This is a genomic window from Duganella sp. 1411 (assembly GCF_017833525.1).
Taxonomy (GTDB): domain Bacteria; phylum Pseudomonadota; class Gammaproteobacteria; order Burkholderiales; family Burkholderiaceae_D; genus Rugamonas.
This window is the reverse complement of record NZ_JAFICD010000006.1, coordinates 119,795-139,444: the sequence shown is the minus strand read 5'-3', so window position 1 is coordinate 139,444 and position 19,650 is coordinate 119,795. Positions and strand designations below refer to the sequence as shown.

The 19,650-nt window shown below is 64.6% G+C and carries 18 protein-coding genes; 10 read left to right on the top strand and 8 right to left on the bottom strand.

The features are described 5' to 3' along the window. Positions 1 to 2 precede the first annotated feature (2 nt). From murC to JOD97_RS25525, 6 genes are all read left to right on the top strand, one after another. On the top strand, positions 3 to 1,394 hold the full coding sequence (murC, locus tag JOD97_RS25550; protein WP_209724838.1) for a UDP-N-acetylmuramate--L-alanine ligase: 1,392 nt from the start codon (positions 3 to 5) through the stop codon (positions 1,392 to 1,394). A 2-nt stretch (positions 1,395 to 1,396) separates the two neighbouring features. Then, positions 1,397 to 2,356, top strand: coding sequence for a D-alanine--D-alanine ligase (locus JOD97_RS25545; protein ID WP_209724836.1), 960 nt, complete (start codon positions 1,397 to 1,399; stop codon positions 2,354 to 2,356). Between the two features lie 7 nt (positions 2,357 to 2,363). Next, the gene (locus JOD97_RS25540; RefSeq protein ID WP_209724834.1) at positions 2,364 to 3,170 is read left to right on the top strand and encodes a cell division protein FtsQ/DivIB; all 807 of its coding nucleotides are present in this window, start codon (positions 2,364 to 2,366) and stop codon (positions 3,168 to 3,170) included. A gap of 12 nt (positions 3,171 to 3,182) precedes the next feature. Next, positions 3,183 to 4,415, top strand: a complete 1,233-nt coding sequence (ftsA, locus tag JOD97_RS25535) for a cell division protein FtsA (RefSeq protein WP_209724832.1) — start codon at positions 3,183 to 3,185, stop codon at positions 4,413 to 4,415. 144 nt (positions 4,416 to 4,559) lie between these two features. After that, on the top strand, positions 4,560 to 5,783 hold the full coding sequence (gene ftsZ / locus JOD97_RS25530) for a cell division protein FtsZ (RefSeq protein ID WP_209724830.1): 1,224 nt from the start codon (positions 4,560 to 4,562) through the stop codon (positions 5,781 to 5,783). A gap of 140 nt (positions 5,784 to 5,923) precedes the next feature. Next, a complete protein-coding gene (locus JOD97_RS25525) occupies positions 5,924 to 6,427 on the top strand; it encodes a peroxiredoxin (RefSeq protein WP_209724828.1) in 504 nt (167 codons plus the stop codon). A gap of 154 nt (positions 6,428 to 6,581) precedes the next feature. Here the strand turns inward: JOD97_RS25525 and JOD97_RS25520 are convergent, their stop codons facing one another. After that, positions 6,582 to 7,355 (bottom strand): class I SAM-dependent methyltransferase, encoded by a 774-nt coding sequence (locus tag JOD97_RS25520; protein ID WP_209724826.1) that lies wholly within the window; start codon positions 7,353 to 7,355, stop codon positions 6,582 to 6,584. A 91-nt stretch (positions 7,356 to 7,446) separates the two neighbouring features. Here JOD97_RS25520 and JOD97_RS25515 point away from each other — a divergent pair, with 91 nt between their 5' ends. Next, the gene (locus JOD97_RS25515; protein WP_209724823.1) at positions 7,447 to 8,205 is read left to right on the top strand and encodes a helix-turn-helix transcriptional regulator; all 759 of its coding nucleotides are present in this window, start codon (positions 7,447 to 7,449) and stop codon (positions 8,203 to 8,205) included. Positions 8,206 to 8,453: 248 nt separating this feature from the next. On the opposite strand, the gene JOD97_RS25510 is transcribed toward JOD97_RS25515, so the two are convergent. The 5 genes from JOD97_RS25510 to JOD97_RS25490 all read right to left on the bottom strand — a co-directional run bounded on the left by JOD97_RS25510 (position 8,454) and on the right by JOD97_RS25490 (position 12,080). Then, complete coding sequence (locus JOD97_RS25510; protein ID WP_209724821.1) at positions 8,454 to 8,906, bottom strand: DUF2628 domain-containing protein; 453 nt, start codon at positions 8,904 to 8,906, stop codon at positions 8,454 to 8,456. 82 nt (positions 8,907 to 8,988) lie between these two features. Then, entirely contained in the window at positions 8,989 to 9,417 is a 429-nt protein-coding gene (locus JOD97_RS25505; protein ID WP_229264723.1) for a DUF2244 domain-containing protein, read from the bottom strand. Between the two features lie 52 nt (positions 9,418 to 9,469). After that, positions 9,470 to 11,113: a cytochrome c oxidase subunit I gene (ctaD, locus tag JOD97_RS25500; RefSeq protein ID WP_373999937.1), complete on the bottom strand. Its 1,644-nt coding sequence runs from the start codon at positions 11,111 to 11,113 to the stop codon at positions 9,470 to 9,472. A gap of 138 nt (positions 11,114 to 11,251) precedes the next feature. Further along, a complete protein-coding gene (locus JOD97_RS25495; protein ID WP_209724817.1) occupies positions 11,252 to 11,650 on the bottom strand; it encodes a VOC family protein in 399 nt (132 codons plus the stop codon). Between the two features lie 82 nt (positions 11,651 to 11,732). Beyond that, entirely contained in the window at positions 11,733 to 12,080 is a 348-nt protein-coding gene (locus JOD97_RS25490) for a hypothetical protein (protein WP_209724815.1), read from the bottom strand. Positions 12,081 to 12,353: 273 nt separating this feature from the next. Here JOD97_RS25490 and JOD97_RS25485 point away from each other — a divergent pair, with 273 nt between their 5' ends. Together JOD97_RS25485 and lpxC are read left to right on the top strand one after the other, a co-directional pair. Next, on the top strand, positions 12,354 to 13,196 hold the full coding sequence (locus JOD97_RS25485; RefSeq protein WP_209724813.1) for a DMT family transporter: 843 nt from the start codon (positions 12,354 to 12,356) through the stop codon (positions 13,194 to 13,196). A gap of 55 nt (positions 13,197 to 13,251) precedes the next feature. Continuing rightward, positions 13,252 to 14,187, top strand: coding sequence for a UDP-3-O-acyl-N-acetylglucosamine deacetylase (gene lpxC / locus JOD97_RS25480; protein ID WP_209724811.1), 936 nt, complete (start codon positions 13,252 to 13,254; stop codon positions 14,185 to 14,187). An 81-nt stretch (positions 14,188 to 14,268) separates the two neighbouring features. On the opposite strand, the gene JOD97_RS25475 is transcribed toward lpxC, so the two are convergent. Further along, positions 14,269 to 14,748 carry a DciA family protein gene (locus JOD97_RS25475; protein WP_229264722.1) on the bottom strand — a complete coding sequence of 160 codons (480 nt, stop codon included), beginning with the start codon at positions 14,746 to 14,748 and terminating at the stop codon, positions 14,269 to 14,271. A gap of 248 nt (positions 14,749 to 14,996) precedes the next feature. Between JOD97_RS25475 and secA the strand changes: the two genes are divergently transcribed. After that, positions 14,997 to 17,789, top strand: a complete 2,793-nt coding sequence (gene secA, locus JOD97_RS25470; protein WP_209724807.1) for a preprotein translocase subunit SecA — start codon at positions 14,997 to 14,999, stop codon at positions 17,787 to 17,789. A 166-nt stretch (positions 17,790 to 17,955) separates the two neighbouring features. On the opposite strand, the gene JOD97_RS25465 is transcribed toward secA, so the two are convergent. Continuing rightward, positions 17,956 to 19,602: a sensor histidine kinase gene (locus tag JOD97_RS25465; protein ID WP_229264720.1), complete on the bottom strand. Its 1,647-nt coding sequence runs from the start codon at positions 19,600 to 19,602 to the stop codon at positions 17,956 to 17,958. Between the last annotated feature and the right edge of the window lie 48 nt (positions 19,603 to 19,650).

The window sequence follows — 19,650 nt, the reverse complement described above, 5'->3', positions numbered from 1 at the left end:
CAGTGAAGCATAAAGTACAGAACATACACTTCGTCGGCATCGGCGGCAGCGGCATGAGCGGCATCGCCGAAGTGCTGCTCACGCTCGGCTACACCGTCTCCGGCTCGGACCTGGGCAGCAACGCTGTCACCCAGCGCCTGGCGGACATGGGCGCGAAAGTGTTCCAGGGCCACGCGACCGAAAACATCGGCGACGCCGACGCCGTCGTGACCTCGACCGCTGTACAACAGGATAATCCTGAAATCGTCGCCGCGCGCAGCCGCAAGATCCCCATCGTGCCGCGCGCGGTGATGCTGGGCGAGTTGATGCGCCTGAAGCGCGGCATCGCCATCGCCGGCACGCACGGTAAGACCACCACCACCAGCCTGGTGGCGTCGGTGCTGGCGCAGGGCGGCCTGGACCCGACCTTCGTCATCGGCGGCCGCCTGACGGCCGCCGGCGCCAACGCCAAACTGGGCAGCGGCGAGTATCTGGTGGCGGAAGCCGACGAATCGGACGCCTCGTTCCTGAACCTGACGCCGATGATCGAGGTGATCACCAACATCGACGCCGACCACATGGAAACCTACGAGCACGATTTCGAAAAGCTCAAGCAGGCTTTCGTGCACTTCACGCACCGCCTGCCGTTCTACGGCCGCGCCATGCTGTGCATCGACGACGCCAATGTGCGCTCGATCATTCCCCACGTGACCAAGCCGGTGACCACCTACGGCTTCCACGAGGACGCCGAAGTGCGCGCCGTGAACGCGCGCGCGGTCGGCGTGGAGATGCACTTCACCGTCATCCAGGAAGGCTATCCGGACCTGGACGTGGTGCTGAACCAGCCCGGCATGCACAACGTGCAGAACGCCTGCTCGGCGATCGCCATCGCCCGCGAGATCGGCATCGAGGACAGCGCCACCCAGGCCGGCCTGGCCGGTTTCGCCGGCGTCGGCCGCCGCTTCACCAAATACGGCGAGGTCGCGATCCCGGGCGGCGGAAGCTTCACGCTGGTGGACGATTTCGGCCACCATCCGCTGGAGATGGAAGTGACCACCGCCGCCGCGCGCGCCGCCTATCCCGGCCGCCGCCTGGTGCTGGCGTTCCAGCCGCACCGCTTCAGTCGCACGCGCGACCTGTTCGAGGACTTCGTCAAGGTGCTCGGCACGCCGGACGTGCTGGTGCTGGCCGAAGTCTACGCCGCCGGCGAGGCGCCCATCGTGGCGGCCGACGGCCGCGCGCTGGCGCACGCCCTGCGCGCGCGCGGCAAGACGGAACCGATTTTTGTGGAAGCAATCGGCGATATGCCGGAAACCATCATGGGTGTGGTGCGCGACGGCGACGTCGTCATCACCATGGGCGCAGGCTCGATCAGCGGCGTCCCGGCCAAACTGACTAATTATCCAAAGGTCTGATCGTGAACCAGCTTACTCCTGTTGATGTAAAAGCTTTCGGCAAGGTCGGCGTGCTGCTCGGCGGCCGTTCCGCCGAGCGCGAAGTCTCCCTCATGTCCGGCACCGGCGTGCTGGCGGCGCTGCGCAGCAAGGGCGTGGACGCCCATCCTTTCGATACCGCCGAACGTTCGCTGGCCGAACTGGCGGCGGAAAAATTCGACCGCGTGTTCATCGCGCTGCACGGCCGCTACGGCGAGGACGGCAGCCTGCAGGGCGCGCTGGAACTGCTGGGCATTCCCTACACCGGCAGCGGCGTGATGGCCAGCTCGGTCGGCATGGACAAGATCACCACCAAGATCGTGTGGCTGGCCGCCGGCCTGCCGACGCCCAACTATGCGGTGCTGGACGCGAACTCGGACCTGGCCAAGGTCGCCGCCGATCTGGGCCTGCCGCTGATCGTCAAGCCGCCGCACGAGGGCTCGACCATCGGCATCACCAAGGTCAACGCGACCGAGGAATTCAAGGCCGCCTACGATATCGCCGCCGCGCTGGACCACTCGGTGCTGGCGGAGGAATTCGTCACCGGCCGCGAGTTCACGGTCGCGATGCTGGGTGGCGGCGCCGACGCGCGCGCGCTGCCGATCGTCGAGATCATCGCGCCGGCCGGTAACTACGACTATCAGAACAAGTACTTCACCGACGACGTCAAATACGTTTGTCCGGCGGTGCTGCCGGACGCGCTGAGCGCCGAGATGCAGCGCATCGCCGTGGCGGCGTACCGCGCGCTCGGTTGCCAGGGCTGGGGACGGGTCGACGTGCTGCTGCGCGAGCGCGATCAGAAGCCCTTCCTGCTAGAGGTGAACACCTCGCCCGGCATGACCGGCCACTCGCTGGTGCCGATGGCGGCGCGCGCGACGGGCATCAGCTATGAAGACCTGTGCGTGGAAATCCTGCGCACGGCCTGTTTGAAGATGAAGGGATAAGCAGCAGATGTGGCAAGACGCTAAAGCCTTGAATGCAACCGCCAACGGCATTTTCGCCCTGGTGCTGTTGGCATGCATCGCCGCCGGCGTGTGGTGGGTGGCGCAGCGCCCGGCGTTCAACCTGCGCACCATTCGTATCGAGAGCATCGGGCATGACGAGTTACAGCACGTGAACCATCTGACCTTGCGCAACAACGCGCTGGGCCGCATCAAGGGCAACTTCTTCACGACCAACCTGGACGCGGTGCGCCAGGCGTTCGAATCGGTGCCCTGGGTACGCCGCGCAACGGTGCGCCGCGAGTGGCCCGATCAGTTGATCGTGGCGCTGGAGGAGCATGAGGCGCTGGGCACGTGGGGCGAGGACGGACGGCTGCTGTCGACCAAGGGCGACGTGTTCACCGCCAACCTGGCCGAGGCGGAAGAGGATCACGACCTGCCGGCGTTCGACGGACCGGAAGGCAGCGAGAAGGAAGTGCTGTCGCGGTACGACGAGCTGCGTGGCTGGTTCGCGCCGCTCAAGCTGGTGCCGGAGGCGTTGTCGCTGTCGAGCCGCTACGCGTGGACGGTACGGCTCAACAACGGCATGAGCGTGGCGCTGGGGCGCGAGCAGACCAGCACCACGTTGAAGGAAAGGGTGGACCGGCTGACGGGGATTTATCCGCAACTGGTGGAGCACCTGTCCGATATAGAGACGATAGATATGCGGTACCAGAACGGCTTGGCCCTGAGCGCGACGGGATTGAAGATTCCGAAAGAGGGCGTGAAGCCAAAACCGGCAGCAAAAAAAACGATAAGCGTTAAACCCCAACACTAGGTAGCAACAGACATGACAAAAGACGCTAAAAACCTGATCGTCGGTCTCGACATCGGCACCTCGAAAGTGGTGGCCGTGGTGGCCGAGGTGATGGGCGATGGACGCCACGAGGTGATCGGGCTGGGTCAGCACGAATCGAAAGGCCTGAAGAAGGGCGTGGTGGTCAACATCGAAGCGACCGTCGAATCGATCCAGCGCGCGCTGGAAGAAGCGGAGCTGATGGCCGACTGCAAGATCCGCAATGTCTACGCGGGCATCGCGGGCAGCCATATCCGCAGCTTCAATTCGAGCGGCATGGTGGCGATCAAGGAAAAGGAAGTGACGGCGACCGACGTGGCGCGCGTCATCGAAACGGCAAAGGCGGTTAACATCCCGACGGATCAACAGCTGCTGCACACGGTGCCGCAGGAGTTCATCGTCGACAGCCAGGAGGATGTGCGCGAACCGATCGGCATGAGCGGCATCCGTCTGGAGGTGAAGGTCCATATCGTCACCGGCGCCGTGTCGGCGGTGCAGAACATCGTCAAGTGCGTGCGCCGCTGCGGGCTGGAAGTGTCCGACCTGATTTTGCAGCCGATGGCATCGGCCGACGCCGTGCTCACGCCCGACGAAAAGGAACTGGGCGTGGTGTTGATCGACATCGGCGGCGGCACCACCGACGTGGCGGTGTTCTCCGACGGCGCGATCCGCCACACCGCCGTGATCCCGATCGCCGGCGACCAGATCACCAACGACATCGCGATGGCGCTGCGCACGCCGACCTCGGAAGCCGAAGAGATCAAGATCCGCTACGGCGTGGCCAAGCAGGTGCTGGCCGATCCGGGCGAGAGCCTGGAGGTGCCGGGCTTGGGCGATCGCGGTCCGCGCAACCTGTCGCGCCAGGCGCTGGCGGCGGTGATCGAGCCGCGCGTTGAGGAGCTGTTCGCGATGGTGCACCAGGTGGTGCGCGAGTCCGGCTACGAGGGCGTGCTCTCGTCGGGCATCGTGCTGACCGGCGGCACGGCGATCATGCCGGGCATGGTCGAGATGGCGGAGGACATCTTCCTCAAGCCGGCGCGCCTTGGCACGCCGGACTACCGCGGCCAGCTGGCCGACGTGGTGCGCAGCCCGCGCTACGCGACCGTGCTTGGCCTGTTGTTGGAAGCGAAAAAGCAGTACCTGCGCGGGCATATCGTCACGCGCCAGGATGGGTCGGTGAAGGCGGTATGGCAGCGCATGAAGGAATGGTTCCTCGGTAATTTCTAAAGCGGTACGAGTAAAAGACGAAGCAAAAACGGGTGGTTTTTTCACTAAATTTTTTTTAAATTGAAACCGCAGTTTTCAATCCCCAGTTCTTCTACCAATATGAGGACTGGCGCTTGAAAACCGCATTCTGATAGGGAGCACATCATGGAGTTTGATATGGTCGATAACGCAGCTTTGGGTACCGTCATCAAGGTCGTCGGAGTCGGCGGAGCAGGTGGCAACGCAGTTCAACACATGATCGTTAAAGGCATGTCCGGCGTGGAGTTCATCGCCGCCAACACCGACGCGCAGGCGCTGTCGACCTCGCGCGCGCACAACGTCATCCAGATCGGCGAGACCGGCCTGGGTGCGGGTATGAAGCCGGACGTCGGCCGCAAGCTGGCCGAGGACTCGCGTTCGCGCATCGAGGACGCGCTGCGCGGCGCTCACATGGTGTTCATCGCCGCCGGCATGGGCGGCGGCACCGGCACCGGCGCCGCGCCGATCGTGGCCGAAGTGGCCAAGTCGCTCGGCGCGCTGACCGTGGCCGTGGTGTCGAAGCCGTTCTCGCACGAAGGCCAGAAGTGCATGGACATCGCCGACGAAGGCCTGGAGCAGCTGTCGCAGCACGTCGATTCGCTGATCGTGATCCTGAACGAGAAGCTCGAAGAGATCTACGAGGACGAATCGCTGATCGAATGGCTGCAGCACGCCGACGATGTGCTCAACAACGCCGTCGCCGGTATCGCCGAGATCATCAACGTGCCGGGCCACATCAACGTCGACTTCAACGACGTCAAGACCATCATGGGCGAGCAGGGCAAGGCCATGATGGGCACCGCGACCGCGTCCGGCATCGACCGCGCGCGCATCGCGGCCGAACAGGCGGTGGCCTCGCCGCTGCTGGACGGCGTCGACCTGTCGGGCGCGCGAGGTGTGCTGGTCAACGTGACCGCCAGCCGTGGCCTGAAGGGTAAGGAGATCAAGGAAGTGATGGCGGCGGTGCGCGCCTTCGCCGCGCCGGACGCCTCGATCGCCCAGGGCATCGCCTACGACGACACGATGGGCGACGAGATCCGCGTCACCGTCGTCGCCACGGGCCTGGGCAAGAACAAGAAGCACGTGCAGCTGGTGCCGCAGCAGTTGCTGCGCACCGGTACCCACAACAGCCCGATGATGCCTTCGGGCGCGCTGGGCGGCGCGGCGTCGGCCGGCGTGTCGATGGGTGCGACCAGCGGCATGGGCGGCGGTGGCGCTCCGGCCTTCGACGGCATGAAGGCGCCGGCGGTATGGCGTCGCGAGTCGGCCTCCGAGCAGGTGCGCGCGATGGAGAAGAACGGCATGGAGACCTACGACATTCCGGCCTTCCTGCGCAAGCAGGCGGACTAAGTCCGTCCTGACGACGCTTGGGCGTTCCGGCACGGTTGTGCAGGAACGCCGGGCTTCAGGCATACTGTGACTTCTATGCCGGGAAGAGCCGCGCTTGCCGCGGCTTTTTCACGTTCACTACCCAACAAAAGGAGTCCACTATGACCATCAAGATTGGCGATACCCTGCCGGAAGGCACCCTGTCCGAATTCATCGAAACCGAAACCGAAGGCTGCTCGCTGGGCCCGAACACGTTCAACGTGCAGGACCTGGTCAAGGGCAAGAAGATCGCGATCTTCGGCCTGCCGGGCGCCTACACCCCGACCTGCTCGGCGCAGCACGTGCCGGGCTACGTCAAGCACGCCGCCGACCTGAAGGCCAAGGGCGTCGATGAAATCTGGTGCATCTCGGTCAACGACGCGTTCGTCATGGGCGCGTGGGGCCGCGACCAGAAGGCCACCGGCACCGTCCGCATGATGGCTGACGGCAACGCCGCTTACAGCAAGGCACTGGGCCTGGACGCCGACTTCAGCAAGCACGGCATGGGCACGCGCTCGCAGCGCTACTCGATGCTGGTCGAAGACGGCGTCGTCAAGCAGCTGAACGTGGAGCAGGGCGGCAAGTTCGAAGTGTCGAACGCCGAGACGCTGCTGGGCCAGGCGTAAGCCGGCTAGCTGTGACGCAGTGAGAAGGCGCCGGCGACGGCGCCTTTTTTTTAACCCGCACGGCCGGCCGGGGACGGACCCCACCGGGTCCGTCCCCTAAGCGGCGGCGCCGGCGTATCGCTAAAAGCACACGGGGTAAGCGGGACGGGTGGGCCTAGTAAATCTCGCCTAAATTGCGCGTGGCGGTGAACAGCGTCGAGTCGATCGTGAACGAGTCGTCTGGCCGCACGTCGAAGTAGTCGCGCGTTTCTTGCGGCGCGCTGGCGAACAGGCTGCGGATCGCGGCCACCCGCTCGGCCGGCGTGCGCATGCGCGCGGTCCATTCGTCGAACACCATTTGCAGCTTCCAGTCGCCGGCGCGCTCCGGCTGGAAGCCGGCCGCCTGCAGCATCGCGGTCCATTCCGACGGGCGGTAGTCGCGCACGTGCGAGCCGTCGCGCAGCAGTTCGACCGCCTGCAAGGTGGTGTCGTGCAGCGGCGCTTCCGGCGCGGTGATGTCGATGACGACCAGCAGGCCGTTGGGCTTGAGCACGCGCCGGACCTCGCGCAGCGCGGCAGGCACGTCGAGCCAGTGGTGCGCCGAGAAGCGCGTGACGACCATGCAGAACGAGGCATCGGCGAACGGCAGGCTGGCGACGTTGCCTTGTTCGGTGGTGATGTTGTGCAGGCCGCGCTCGCGCGCCGCGCCGCTCACCACGGCCAGCATCTCGGCCGACAGGTCGAACGCGGTCACCGACCTGGCCACCGGCGCGACGGCGAAGCTGGCGTGGCCGGCGCCGCAGCCCAGGTCGAGCACCAGCGGCGTGCCGAGGCCGGCGGCCAGCTCGCGCAGACTGGCCAGATCGGCGCCCTGGGCGTGGACGGTGCTGGTCAGGTAGGCGCTGGCGGTGGGGCCGAACTGCTGGGCGACGACGGCGTGCTGTTGCATTTTATTTCTCCTGAAGTGGGCGGGTCAGGGCAGAATAGGCGGGTTTATATCCTGTAACAAGACAACTACTTATCCTGGTATAAAAACCACCATGCAGAACAAATTAGGCGATTTCATCCGCGCCCATCGGGAGCGCACCACGCCGGCCAGCGTCGGGCTGGCGGGCGGCGGACGGCGGCGCACGCCGGGGCTGCGGCGCGAAGAGCTGGCGCAGCTGTGCGAGGTCAGCCCGACATGGCTGACGTGGCTGGAGCAGGGCCGGCCGGTGTCGGCGTCGGGCAAGATGCTGGCGCGGCTGGCCGAAGTGTTGCGGCTGAGCGCGGCCGAGCGGGTGTATTTGTTCAGTCTGGCCGAGCGGCTCGATCCGCAGGGCGACGCCGATCAGGCGCAGGCCGACGACTCGCTCGACGCGATCGTCGCGGCGGTGGGCGCGCCGGCGTACATCCTCGACCTGCGCTGGGACGCGCTGGCGTGGAACGGCGCGGCGGCGGCGTTGTTCGCCGGCTGGCTGGACGGGCCGGGGCCGAATCTGCTGCGCTTCATGTTCCAGTCGGCGGCGGCGCGCGGGTTGATCGTCGACTGGCCGGAGCGCGCGCGGCGGCTGGTGGCCGAGTTCCGCGCCGACATCGGCAAGCACGCCGACCATCCGGCCGTGCAACAACTGATCGCCGACGTGGCGCGCGACAGTGCCGAGTTCCGCGAGCTGTGGCGTCTGCAGGATGTGGTCGGCAGGGAGGGCGGGCTGCGGCGTTTCCAGCCGCCGTCGGGCGGGGAGCTCCGCTTCAATCAGGTCACCTTGCATCTGGCCAAACGGCACGACCTGAAGCTGGTGATGCTGCTGCCGGCATAGTGGCGCCGAACCACCGCCTCCGGAACCACGGAATGCCCCCCGGAACCGAAAAACCACGGAATTAAAAAACCGCGGAATTAAAAAACTGCGGAATTTAAAAACCACGGAATTTAAAAACCACGGAATCACGTAGGGCGGATTAGCCGAAGGCGTAATCCGCCATGGATGAGCCGTCGGCGGCCATAGCGTCGAGGTCGTGTAGCAATGTTAGACTTGACCCCGGAGTTGGGACCTGACCCTGGAGTTGCTCACCACCAGCCATTGTCGCCCAACACGACTTTTTTATAGTAGTTCACGTTGGCGTGGACGGCGAACCAAACGTTGATCGTCATGTTGATGGCGAACTTCAGCTGCTCCAGTTCGCCGTGCGGTGCTATCACGTTGATTAAGAGCATCAATGGCAGACCGATGAACGCCGCGATGAGCGCCTTGCGCCACATCCCTTTGGCCAGATAATAAAACGGTCCGAATAGCAGAGCCCAAAAATTGCATACCAGTCGGAAGCACTCGCCCAGCCGCAATTTCTTGAGCGGTGGCAGCGTGGGGCCGCCCGCTTTTTCGACCAGGTCGAACCGGATGCGCCACAACGCCGACAGTTCGGCCTCTTCGCCCGCCACCGCTTTGGGAATGGCGGCGCCGCAAGTTGTGCAGTTCGCACGGGTTGGTGAATTTCCGATACCGCATTGCTGGCAGGTCGACATGAGAGGCTCCGCGAAGAGGGTGGGTGTCCTCATCATGTCATCGCGGGAAAGGTCGAATATTGATTATCGGCAATAATAGTGTTTAGCTTGGTCCGCTGCGCAAACATTGGCCTAGCTCGGCGGCAAGGTGGCGGCGTTCGGCGGCGCCGAGGAAGCCCCCCAGTACCACCGTATGATCGTGGCGGTCGTTAAGGCGGATCGGCGCGCCATCGCCTGCCGGCGGCAGCAAGCGCGTCGTCCAAAGGTCGAGCTGGAGACGGTTGCGCCGGCGACCCCGGCGCTGTTCGACCACGATCGCGCTCTCCGAAATGTCGATGCGGTCGTAGTCGTCCAGGTGCCGGGCGTAGTGCGACAGGCAGGCGCCCAGCGCGGCCATCTCCAGCAGCGCGTACGCCAGCATGTGCCAGTAGCCGAAGTAGAGGAACACCATGCTGATCCCCACGGTCGGGCCGCACAAGGTGGCGAACAGCAGCAGCAACTGCGGCCGGCGCAGCACGGCGCGGCGTTGCAACAGCCAACTGCGTCGTTCCGAGGGCACATCGCGCGGCATCGCTCGCTCCCGTTCACACCACCACCGGCGGCTTTTCGAAGGTGTGGAACGGCGCCGGACTGGGCACCGTCCATTCCAGGCCGTCGGCGCCCTCCCACGGCTTGGCCGGGGCAGGCTTGCCGCCGCGGATGGTCGGCAGCACGATGGCGAACAGGAAGTATACCTGCGTCAGCCCGAACAGCAAGGCGCCCACCGTCGCCACCTGGTTGAAGTCGGTGAACTGGGTCGAGTAGTCGGCGTAGCGGCGCGGCATGCCGGCCAGCCCGAGGAAGTGCATCGGGAAGAAGGTGACGTTGACCCAGACGAGCGAGTTCCAGAAGTGGAAGCCGGCCCGCCATTGATCGAACATGTGGCCGGTCCACTTCGGCACCCAGTAGTAGTAGCCGGCGAACAGCCCGAACAGCGAGCCGGCCACCAGCACGTAATGGAAGTGGGCGACGACGTAATACGTGTCCTGCACCTGAACGTCGATCGGCGCGACCGCGAGGATCAGCCCGGAGAAGCCGCCGATCGTAAATACCCACAAAAAGCCGACGGCGAACTGCATCGGCGCCTCGAACGTCATGGCGCCGCGCCACATCGTGGCGATCCAGTTGAACACCTTGACGCCGGTGGGCACGGCCACCAGCATGGTGGCGTACATGAAGAACAATTGGCCGGTGACCGGCATGCCGGTGGTGAACATGTGGTGCGCCCAGACGATGAAGGAGATGATGGCGATGGCGCCGGCCGCGTACACCATCGACGCGTAGCCGAACAGCTGCTTGCGCGAGAACGCCGGGATGACCTCGGAGATGATGCCGAACGCCGGCAGGATCAGGATGTAGACCTCCGGGTGGCCGAAGAACCAGAAGATGTGCTGGTACATCACCGGGTCGCCGGCACCGGCGGCGTTGAAGAAGGTGGTGCCGAAGTGGCGGTCGGTCAGGATCATGGTGACGGCGGCGGCCAGCACCGGCATGACGGCCAGCAGCAGGTAGGCGGTGATCAGCCAGGTCCAGCAGAACATCGGCATGCGCATCAGGGTCATGCCCTTGGCGCGCAGGTTGAGGATGGTGGTGATGATGTTGAGCGCGCCCATGATCGACGACACCCCCATCAGGTGGATGGCGAAGATGGCCAGGTCCATGCCGACGCCCATCTGCACCGACAGCGGCGGGTACAGGGTCCAGCCGGTGGCCGCGGCGCCGCCGGCGCTGAAGAACGACGCCGTCAACAGCAGCGCGGCCGGCGGCAGCAGCCAGAACGAGAAGTTGTTCATGCGCGCGAACGCCATGTCGGAGGCGCCGATCTGCAGCGGGATCATCCAGTTGGCGAAGCCGACGAAGGCCGGCATGATGGCGCCGAAGATCATCACCAGCCCGTGCATGGTGACCATCTGGTTGTAGAACTCGGGCTCGAAGAACTGCAGGCCCGGCTGGAACAGTTCGACGCGGATCAGCATGGCCAGCAGGCCGCCGGCCATCAGCATCGCCAGCGCGAACCATAAATACAGCGTGCCGATGTCCTTGTGGTTGGTGGCGTACAGCCAGCGGCGCCAGCCGTGGGGATGTTCGTGCGGGTGCGCGTGCGTCGGGTCGTCGGCGTGGACGTAGCCCTCCGGCGTGGCTTTGGCGGTGGGTTGGAATGCTTCGTCGATCGTTTCGATGGCCATCATCGCGCTCCCTGAGTCAGGCCAGCTTATGATGGATGAGGCGCGCCGCCTGTCACCCCGCACGCCGCGTGGGCGTAGGCGCGGGCGCCAGCATTTTTTCGGAAAAATCCGGGGAGGACGGGGACTGTCCGATCGACCGGTTCAGGCCGGGGGCGCCATCCAGACCAGATTCCACAGGTGGCCGTCGAGATCCTCGAAGCCCTGGTCGTACATGAAGCCGTGGTCCTCGGGCGGATGCGGGGTGCGGCCGCCGGCGGCGACGGCTTTGGCGATCAGGCTGTCCACTTCGTCCCGGCTCTCGCAACTCAGGCCGATGACGACCTCATTGGCTTCCCTGGCCTGCGCCAGTGGCTTGTCGATGAAGGACTGGAAGAACGGCTCCGTCATGAGCATGGCGTAGACGCTGCCGTCCACGATGACCATGAAGGCCGATTTTTCGTTGCTGTATTCCGGATTGAAGCCGAAGCCCAGGGCGGAAAAAAAGGCCTTGGACTGGTCGAGGTCCTTGACCGCGAGGCTAAAGATGATCTGTTTGTTCATGACGTCTCCATGTCGAAAAGTGGATGAATGAAGGGTAATTCATGGTGACGACGAACGAGCGCGCCTAAATTCGACAGCCCGGCTAGAAAAATCTTGGTTTGCGTTGGCCTCGCCGGTATCGCCACGTGGCCTTGCTTAGCAGGACAACCAGGAACCAAAACAAGGCCGATATTGCGAGCCGTGCCCAAAGCACGTCGTCTTCGCCGATCAAGAGCGATAGCGGGTCCCTCGCCACCGATCCAACAGGCGAAATCCCCTGGCTATCGGCGATGAACGGAAGTGGAAAACCATAGGCGAGCACCGGACAATACTCCGGCGCCCCCAAATTGGCGCACACCGCGATGACGCGTCCTGGCACCAGCAGCGAAAGGTAGGTTAGCGCGGCGGCGGCCAAACAAGCCGCGGCGAGGTGTTTGATATGCGAAATCATTTGAGCTCAGGATAACATTTTGTTCGGTTTGAAAATTCACCAATCGTCACGGCCGGCTGAAGCCGCTTAGCGGCTGCAAGGAAATTATCAACTTGCTATAATCAGCATCGATCGCGCCGCCCGGGACCCTCTGGCGCCGCCCGCGATCCTGGCTCCGGACGTCGCCATGATGACGTTCCCAGCGGCCCGCGTCCGGCCTGTAGCAAGGAGCTTCTTCTGTCTTCTGTTCCCACTCCCATCTCCCGCAAGGAAAACCTGCACAGCATCTACGCGATGCTGATCGCCGTGATGATGTTCTCGTTCATGGACACGGCCATGAAGCTGCTGTCCGCCCACTATCCGGCCATGCAGGTGACGGCCTTGCGGGCGTTGAGCTCGCTGCCGCTGCTGTGCGGCTACATCATTTATCGCGGCGCTTTCCGCGGCATCTTCGAGGTGCGGTGGTCGATGCAGATTTTCCGCGCCGTGCTCGGCGTCGCCATGCTGACCACCTTCGCCTTCGGCTTGAAGTCGCTCTCGCTGGCCGAGGCGTATTCGATCTTCTTCATCGCGCCGTCGCTGATCACGGCGCTGTCGGTGTTTGTGCTGAAGGAAAAGGTCGGCCCGGGCCAGTGGGTGGCCATCGTCGTCGGCCTGGTCGGCGTGCTGGTGGTGCTGCGCCCCGAGGGCACCGGCTTTCTGACCCTGGGCGGGCTGGCCATTCTGGCCGCGGCCGCCTGCTACGCGATGTCGGCCATCGCCGCCCGCGTGCTGGCGCGCACCGACAGCACCGAGTCGATGATGTTCTGGCTGCTGACGATGATGGCGGCCGGCGCCGTGGCCTTGTCGTACCAGCGCTGGGTGCCGGTGCGCGCCGAGGACGGCTGGGTGCTGCTGGCGCTGGCGTTGTCGGGGTTTTTCGGCCAACTGGCCATCACCAAGGCCTTCAGCACCGGCAGGGCGTCGGTGGTGGCGCCGTTCGAATACTCGGCGCTGGCCTGGGGTGTGGCGATCGACTGGCTGCTGTGGCAGGCGCTGCCCGACGGCTACACGCTGCTCGGCGCCGGCATCATCATCGCCAGCGGCGTCTACCTGGTGCGGCGCGAGGCGGTGCACGCCGAGGCCGAGCATCCTTGATTGAGGGAAACGCGGGGCGCAGCGCGGCGATCTCAACTTCGCTATAATCAGTCCCATGTTAAAACAACGCACCATCAAAGAACTGGTCCGCACCACGGGTGTGGGCCTGCATTCCGGCACCAAGGTCGAACTGACCCTGCGCCCGGCCGAGCCCGATACCGGCATCGTCTTCCGCCGCGTCGACCTGTCGCCCATGGTCGAATTTCCGGCCAGCGCCATGGCCGTCGGCGACACCCGCATGGCGTCGGTGCTGGTCAAGGACGGCGCCCGCGTGTCGACCGTCGAGCACCTGATGTCGGCCTGCGCCGGCCTAGGCATCGACAACCTGTACATCGAGGTCAGCGCCGAGGAAATCCCGATCATGGACGGTTCGGCGTCGTCGTTCGTGTTCCTGCTGCAGCAGGCGGGCGTGCTCGAGCAGCCCGCCGCGAAGAAATTCATCCGCGTGCTGAAGCCGGTCGAGGTGCGCGAAGGCAAGGGCGACAAGGAAAAATGGGCGCGCCTGACCCCGCACAACGGCTTCAAGCTGGACTTTTTCATCGAGTTCAACCATCCCGCCGTCGACGGCACGCAGCAGCGCGCCAACGTCGACTTCGGCGACGTTTCGTATGTGCACGACGTGGCGCGCGCCCGCACGTTCGGCTTCATGCAGGACGTGGAGATGCTGCGCGGCATAGGCCTGGCGCGCGGCGGCTCGCTCGAGAACGCCATCGTGATGGACGAGTACCGGATACTGAATTCGGACGGGCTGCGCTATGACGACGAGTTCGTGCGGCACAAGATTTTGGATGCCATCGGCGATTTGTATCTGGTCGGCCATCCGCTGCTGGCCAGCTACGAGGCGCACAAGTCCGGCCATGCGCTGAACAACCAGCTGCTGCTGGAGCTGCTCAAGCATCCGGACGCGTATGAGATCGTCTCGTTCGAGACCAATGAGGCGGCGCCGCCGTCGTATCTGCGCCAGATGGCGCGCGAGTGGGCGCTAACTTAATCGAACCCGGCAACGACGGGGGCGTACCCCGTACGGGGACTCGGCGCCCCCGTACGACCCCAGGGCGCGCGCGGTGCGGGTTTAAGCCGGGCGGCGCCGGGCCACCATCGCTTTCAACGCCGCGATCAAGGTGGCGTTCTGCGGCGTGTCCTCCAGGGTCTCGCCCAACTGGTCGAAGGCCGTCACGGCCGCCTCCGGCAGCGACAGCGCCCGCATCTGCTCCTTGATCTCGGCCGGCTTGCTCATCTGCACCTTGAGCTTGACGCCCTGCACCTGCCAGCCGCGCCGCGCCAAGGTTTCCTGCAGCTTCGGGATTTGCTGCTTGAGCTTTGCCGCGAGCGCGGCGTTCGGCAACGACAACACCAGCTGGCCGCCCTCGAAGGCCAGGATCTCGCAATACTTGAACATCGCCGGCAGGGCCGTCGCACAATCTTTTTGCAGCGCCGCCATGCGCTCGATGGCCGGCAGCATGGCCGCCAGCTTGTCGTCGCGGCGCAGGAAGTCGGTCGCCCCGACAGGCGTGCGGCGGTTGATCGAGACGTTGGAGGAATTAAATCGCATGCGGCGAAACATATCACAGCGCCCGCTCGCCGTCATCCGCCCGTCGTGCCCGCCACCCGGCCAGCGGGTAAAATAGATTGATTTTGTGACATTGTTCACGTCTGGGCTATTGTTATATAGGCCAATAACCCAACCTTGGGACGGACGCATGATAAAATCACCGTCTTTTGCCATAGTCGAACTCCGTGCGGTAAGGCGTTTTCCACCTACAGAGCTTTTTTTAACGGCGTTTTTTCAAGAATTCAAGCATGTCATTACTGACCCAGATTTTCGGCAGCCGCAACCAGCGACTGCTCAAGCAATACCAAAAAACGGTACGCGAGATCAATGCGCTCGAGCCCGCGATGGAAAAACTGTCGGATGCCGAGCTGCAAGCGAAGACGCCCGCCTTCAAGGCGCGCATCGCCAACGGCGAGACGCTCGACGCGCTGTTGCCCGAGGCCTTTGCCGTCTGCCGCGAGGCGAGCAAGCGCGTCTTCAAGATGCGCCACTTCGACGTGCAATTGCTGGGCGGTATGGTTCTGCACTTCGGTAAGATCGCCGAGATGGGCACGGGCGAGGGCAAGACCTTGACCGCGACCCTGCCGGCCTACCTGAACGCGCTGTCGGGCAAGGGCGTGCACATCGTCACCGTCAACGACTACCTGGCCCAGCGCGACGCCGAGACCATGGGCAAGCTGTACGCCTGGCTCGGCCTGACGACCGGCATCAACCTGTCGCAGATGGAGCACGCCACCAAGCAGGCGGCGTACGCGTCGGACATCACCTACGGCACCAACAACGAATTCGGCTTCGACTACCTGCGCGACAACATGGTGTTCGAGGCGGGCGACCGCGTCCAGCGCGCGCTCAACTTCGGCATCGTCGATGAAGTCGACTCGATCCTGATCGACGAAGCCCGCACCCCGCTGATCATCTCCGGCCAGGCCGAGAACCACACGGACCTGTACCACAAGATCAACGAGCTGCCGAAGCTGCTCACGCAGCAGATCGGCGAAGAGACGCCCGACGGCAAGGGCAAGGTCGAAGTCCCCGGCGACTACGTGAAGGACGAAAAAGCCCACACGGTGCTGCTGACCGAAGCGGGCCACGAAAAGGCCGAAGCGATCCTGACCAGAATGGGTCTGCTGCCGGAAGGCGCCTCGCTGTACGACTCGGCCAACATCACCTTGGTGCACCACCTGTACGCGGCGCTGCGCGCGCACGCGCTGTACTTCAAGGACCAGCACTACGTGGTGCAGAACAACGAAGTGGTCATCGTCGACGAATTCACCGGCCGCCTGATGACGGGGCGCCGCTGGTCCGACGGCCTGCACCAGGCGGTCGAGGCGAAAGAGGGCGTCAAGATCCAGAACGAGAACCAGACCTTGGCCTCGATCACGTTCCAGAACTACTTCCGCATGTACGCCAAGCTGGCCGGCATGACCGGCACCGCCGACACCGAGGCGTACGAGTTCCAAGAAATCTACGGCCTCGAAACGGTCGTCATTCCGCCGAACCGTCCTTCGCAGCGCAAGGACCGCCAGGACCAGGTCTACAAATCGGCGGCCGAGAAGTACAACGCCATGATGCTGGAAATCCGCGAATGCTACGACCGCGGCCAACCGGTGCTGGTCGGTACCACCTCGATCGAAAACTCGGAACTGCTGTCGGGCATCCTGACCAAGGGCGGCCTGCCGCACAACGTCCTGAACGCCAAGCAGCATGCCCGCGAGGCGGAAATCATCGCCCAGGCGGGTAGCCCGAAGGCGATCACCATCGCCACCAACATGGCCGGCCGCGGTACCGACATCGTCTTGGGCGGCAACGTCGAAAAGCAGATCCAGTTTATCGAAGCCAATCCGGAGCTCAGCGACGCCGACAAGGCGGCGCAAGCCAAGGCGCTGCGCGACGGCTGGCAGGCCTTGCACGAGCAAGTGGTCGCCGCCGGCGGTTTGCATATCGTCGGCACCGAGCGCCACGAATCGCGCCGCGTCGACAACCAGCTGCGTGGCCGCGCCGCGCGCCAGGGCGATCCGGGCATGTCGCGCTTCTTCCTGTCGCTCGACGACCAGCTGCTGCGCATCTTCGCGGGCGACCGCGTGCGCGCCATCATGGACCGCCTGAAGATGCCGGAAGGCGAACCAATCGAAGCGGGCATCGTTTCGCGCTCGATCGAATCGGCGCAGCGCAAGGTCGAGGCGCGCAACTTCGACATTCGCAAACAGCTGCTTGAGTACGACGACGTCGCCAACGACCAGCGCAAGGTGATCTACCAGCAGCGTAACGAGCTGCTGGAAACGACCGACATCTCGGAACTGATCGAATCGCTGCGCCACGGCGCCTTCACCGACCTGGTACGCGAATACGTGCCGGCCGAATCGGTCGAGGAACAGTGGAACATCAAGGGCCTGGAAGCGGCGCTGGCGGCGGAATGGCATATCGACCTGCCGCTGAGCAAAATGCTGGAGTCCGAGCAGAACCTCAACGACGACGACATCCTCGAGCGCGTGCTGGCCGCGGCCGACGCGGTGTACCAGGCCAAGATCGATATCGTCGGCAAGGAATCGTTCGGCGGCTTCGAGCGCAACGTCATGCTGCAAAGCGTCGACAGCCACTGGCGCGAGCACCTGGCCGCGCTGGACCACCTGCGCCAGGGTATCCACCTGCGCGGCTACGCGCAAAAGAATCCGAAGCAGGAATACAAGCGCGAGGCGTTCGAACTGTTTGGCCAGATGCTCGACATGATCAAGAACGAAGTGGTCAAGTTGATCATGACGGTACGCATCCAGTCGCGCGAAGAGATCGACGCGGCCGAAGCGGCGATGCAGCAATCGCACGTGGAAAACGTCAGCTACCAGCACGCCGACTTCAACCCGAACGCGGCGCCGGAAGAACTGCTGGCGCCACAGGCGGCGTCGAACCTGGGCGGGTTGCCGCCGGAGCTGCGTGGCCTGAGCGGCGAGCAGCTGATGGAGCTGGGCCTCAAGGTTGGCCGCAACGACCCGTGCCCATGCGGCAGCGGCAAGAAGTACAAAGCCTGCCACGGCAAGCTGGCGTAAAAATAGAAACCGGAGCCCAGCGCTCCGGTTTTTCATTCCGGGGTCAGGTCCACCATTTCTACACGGGCCCTGCTGTACGGCGGGGGCATCGGCCTATACGGTCCCGTTCGTGTAGAAATGGTGGACCTGACCCCGGGTTAGCGCGTGTTTCAGATTGATTCTGGCGTTACCGGCCGGCGTCGCGCTGCGGCGCGGCACGCGGCAGCAGCATGCGCACCGACGTCCCCGCGCCCGGCGCCGACGAGACGCTGATGCGCCCGCCCAGCACCGCGCTGACGGTGTTGTAGACGATGTGCATGCCGAGCCCCGTGCCGCCCTGGCCCATGCGCGTGGTGAAGAACGGATCGAACACCCGGCGCAGCACTTCGTCGGTCATGCCGGCGCCGTTGTCGCTGAAGGTCAGCGCCACCATGCCGTCGGCCGCCGCCTCGGCGTGCACGGTGATGACGCCGCCCGCGCCGGCCTCGAAGGCGTGGTTGAGCGCATTGTTCATCAGGTTGTTGAGGACTTGATACAGCCCGCCCGGATAGGAATCGAAGCGCAGCCCTTCCTGGATCTCCAGCACGACTTCGCAGCCGGCGCGGCGCAGGCGCGGCGTGTACGTGGCAATGGTGTCGCGCACCGCCTCCTGCAGGTCGAACTCGCGCCGCTGGTCGTTGGTCTGGTCGACGGCAATCTGCTTGAACGACGAGATCAGCTCCGCCGCCTTGTGCAGCGAGTTCGAAATCAACTCGCTGGCCGTGCGCACCTCCTCCAGATGCACGATCAATTCCGAGCGGCGCAGCGCGCCGGCGCCGACGTGGCGCTCGAAATCCTCGACGCGGTCGCGCAGCGAGGTCGATGCCAGCAGGCTGTTGCCGATCGGCGTATTGAGTTCGTGCGCGATGCCCGCCACCAGCGATCCAAGCGAGGCCATTTTCTCCGACGCCAGCAGCTCGACCTGGGTGCGCTGCAAGGTTTGCAACGCGGCGCTCAGATCGGCGTTGGCGCGTTCCAGCGCGGCCGAGCGTTCGCGCACGCGGCTTTCCAGCGAGACGTTGAGGTCCTTCAGGTCCCGCTTGGCCTCGGACAAGCGCAGCTCCGAATGCTCCAGCTGCGCGATCCGTTCGCGCAGCGCGCCGCTCATGGCGTTGAGCGCGCGCGCGAAGGCGGCGATTTCGTCGTCGCCGTCGACCGCCAGCGCCTTGCTGTAATCGCCCAGTTCCATTTGCGCGGACTGTCCCATCAAGGCCTGCAGCCGGCGGCCGATACCGTGGGTGAAGGCGTAGAACAGCAGCAGTCCGACCGCCAGCCCGGCCAGCGAGATCACGCCGCCCTGCAGCATGACCTTGTCGCGCGCGTGTTTGAGATCTTCCGTGGTGAGGCCGAAGTTGATGCTGCCGACGCGGTTATCGCGCAGCAGCAGCGGGGCGCGCGCGTGCAGCGTGGCGCCGCTGATGATGGTGCGGACGCCCTTGAAGCCGGTGCCGCCGCCTTGTTTGAGGACGGCCGGCAGCGGCGCGTCGCGCTTGCCCACTTCGATGATCGGTTGTTCGTTTTCGTCGAGCACCAGCAGATAGCGGATCAGGCTATCGTCGGGATCCTTGAGCATCTCGGCCAGATAGCCGTCCAGCTCCGACAGGCGGCCGCGCGTGGCATAGGGGCCGAGCGAGAGATTGAGCGTGACGGCGTATTCCTGCGCGACCCGCTCGGCGTTGGTGTTCACCGCGTGGTTCATCAGGCGGATGCTGTTCCAGATCAGCAGGCCGACCACCAGCACCTGGATCATGGCGCTTAGCAGCAGGAATTTGGCGCGCAGCGAGAGAGTCACCATAATCACTCCGTGGGACGGCGCCGGAGGGAGCCCGGCGCCGCGGGGCTG

Coding starts and splice junctions, on each gene's coding strand:
- secA (WP_209724807.1), top strand. CDS start 14,997: ATGTCATTACTGACCCAGATTTTCGGCAGCCGCAACCAGCGACTGCTC.
- JOD97_RS25515 (WP_209724823.1), top strand. CDS start 7,447: ATGCAGAACAAATTAGGCGATTTCATCCGCGCCCATCGGGAGCGCACC.
- JOD97_RS25525 (WP_209724828.1), top strand. CDS start 5,924: ATGACCATCAAGATTGGCGATACCCTGCCGGAAGGCACCCTGTCCGAA.
- lpxC (WP_209724811.1), top strand. CDS start 13,252: ATGTTAAAACAACGCACCATCAAAGAACTGGTCCGCACCACGGGTGTG.
- JOD97_RS25495 (WP_209724817.1), bottom strand. CDS start 11,650: ATGAACAAACAGATCATCTTTAGCCTCGCGGTCAAGGACCTCGACCAG.
- ftsA (WP_209724832.1), top strand. CDS start 3,183: ATGACAAAAGACGCTAAAAACCTGATCGTCGGTCTCGACATCGGCACC.
- JOD97_RS25485 (WP_209724813.1), top strand. CDS start 12,354: ATGCTGATCGCCGTGATGATGTTCTCGTTCATGGACACGGCCATGAAG.
- ctaD (WP_373999937.1), bottom strand. CDS start 11,113: ATGATGGCCATCGAAACGATCGACGAAGCATTCCAACCCACCGCCAAA.
- JOD97_RS25490 (WP_209724815.1), bottom strand. CDS start 12,080: ATGATTTCGCATATCAAACACCTCGCCGCGGCTTGTTTGGCCGCCGCC.
- ftsZ (WP_209724830.1), top strand. CDS start 4,560: ATGGAGTTTGATATGGTCGATAACGCAGCTTTGGGTACCGTCATCAAG.
- JOD97_RS25475 (WP_229264722.1), bottom strand. CDS start 14,748: ATGCGATTTAATTCCTCCAACGTCTCGATCAACCGCCGCACGCCTGTC.
- JOD97_RS25540 (WP_209724834.1), top strand. CDS start 2,364: ATGTGGCAAGACGCTAAAGCCTTGAATGCAACCGCCAACGGCATTTTC.
- JOD97_RS25465 (WP_229264720.1), bottom strand. CDS start 19,602: ATGGTGACTCTCTCGCTGCGCGCCAAATTCCTGCTGCTAAGCGCCATG.
- JOD97_RS25510 (WP_209724821.1), bottom strand. CDS start 8,906: ATGTCGACCTGCCAGCAATGCGGTATCGGAAATTCACCAACCCGTGCG.
- JOD97_RS25520 (WP_209724826.1), bottom strand. CDS start 7,355: ATGCAACAGCACGCCGTCGTCGCCCAGCAGTTCGGCCCCACCGCCAGC.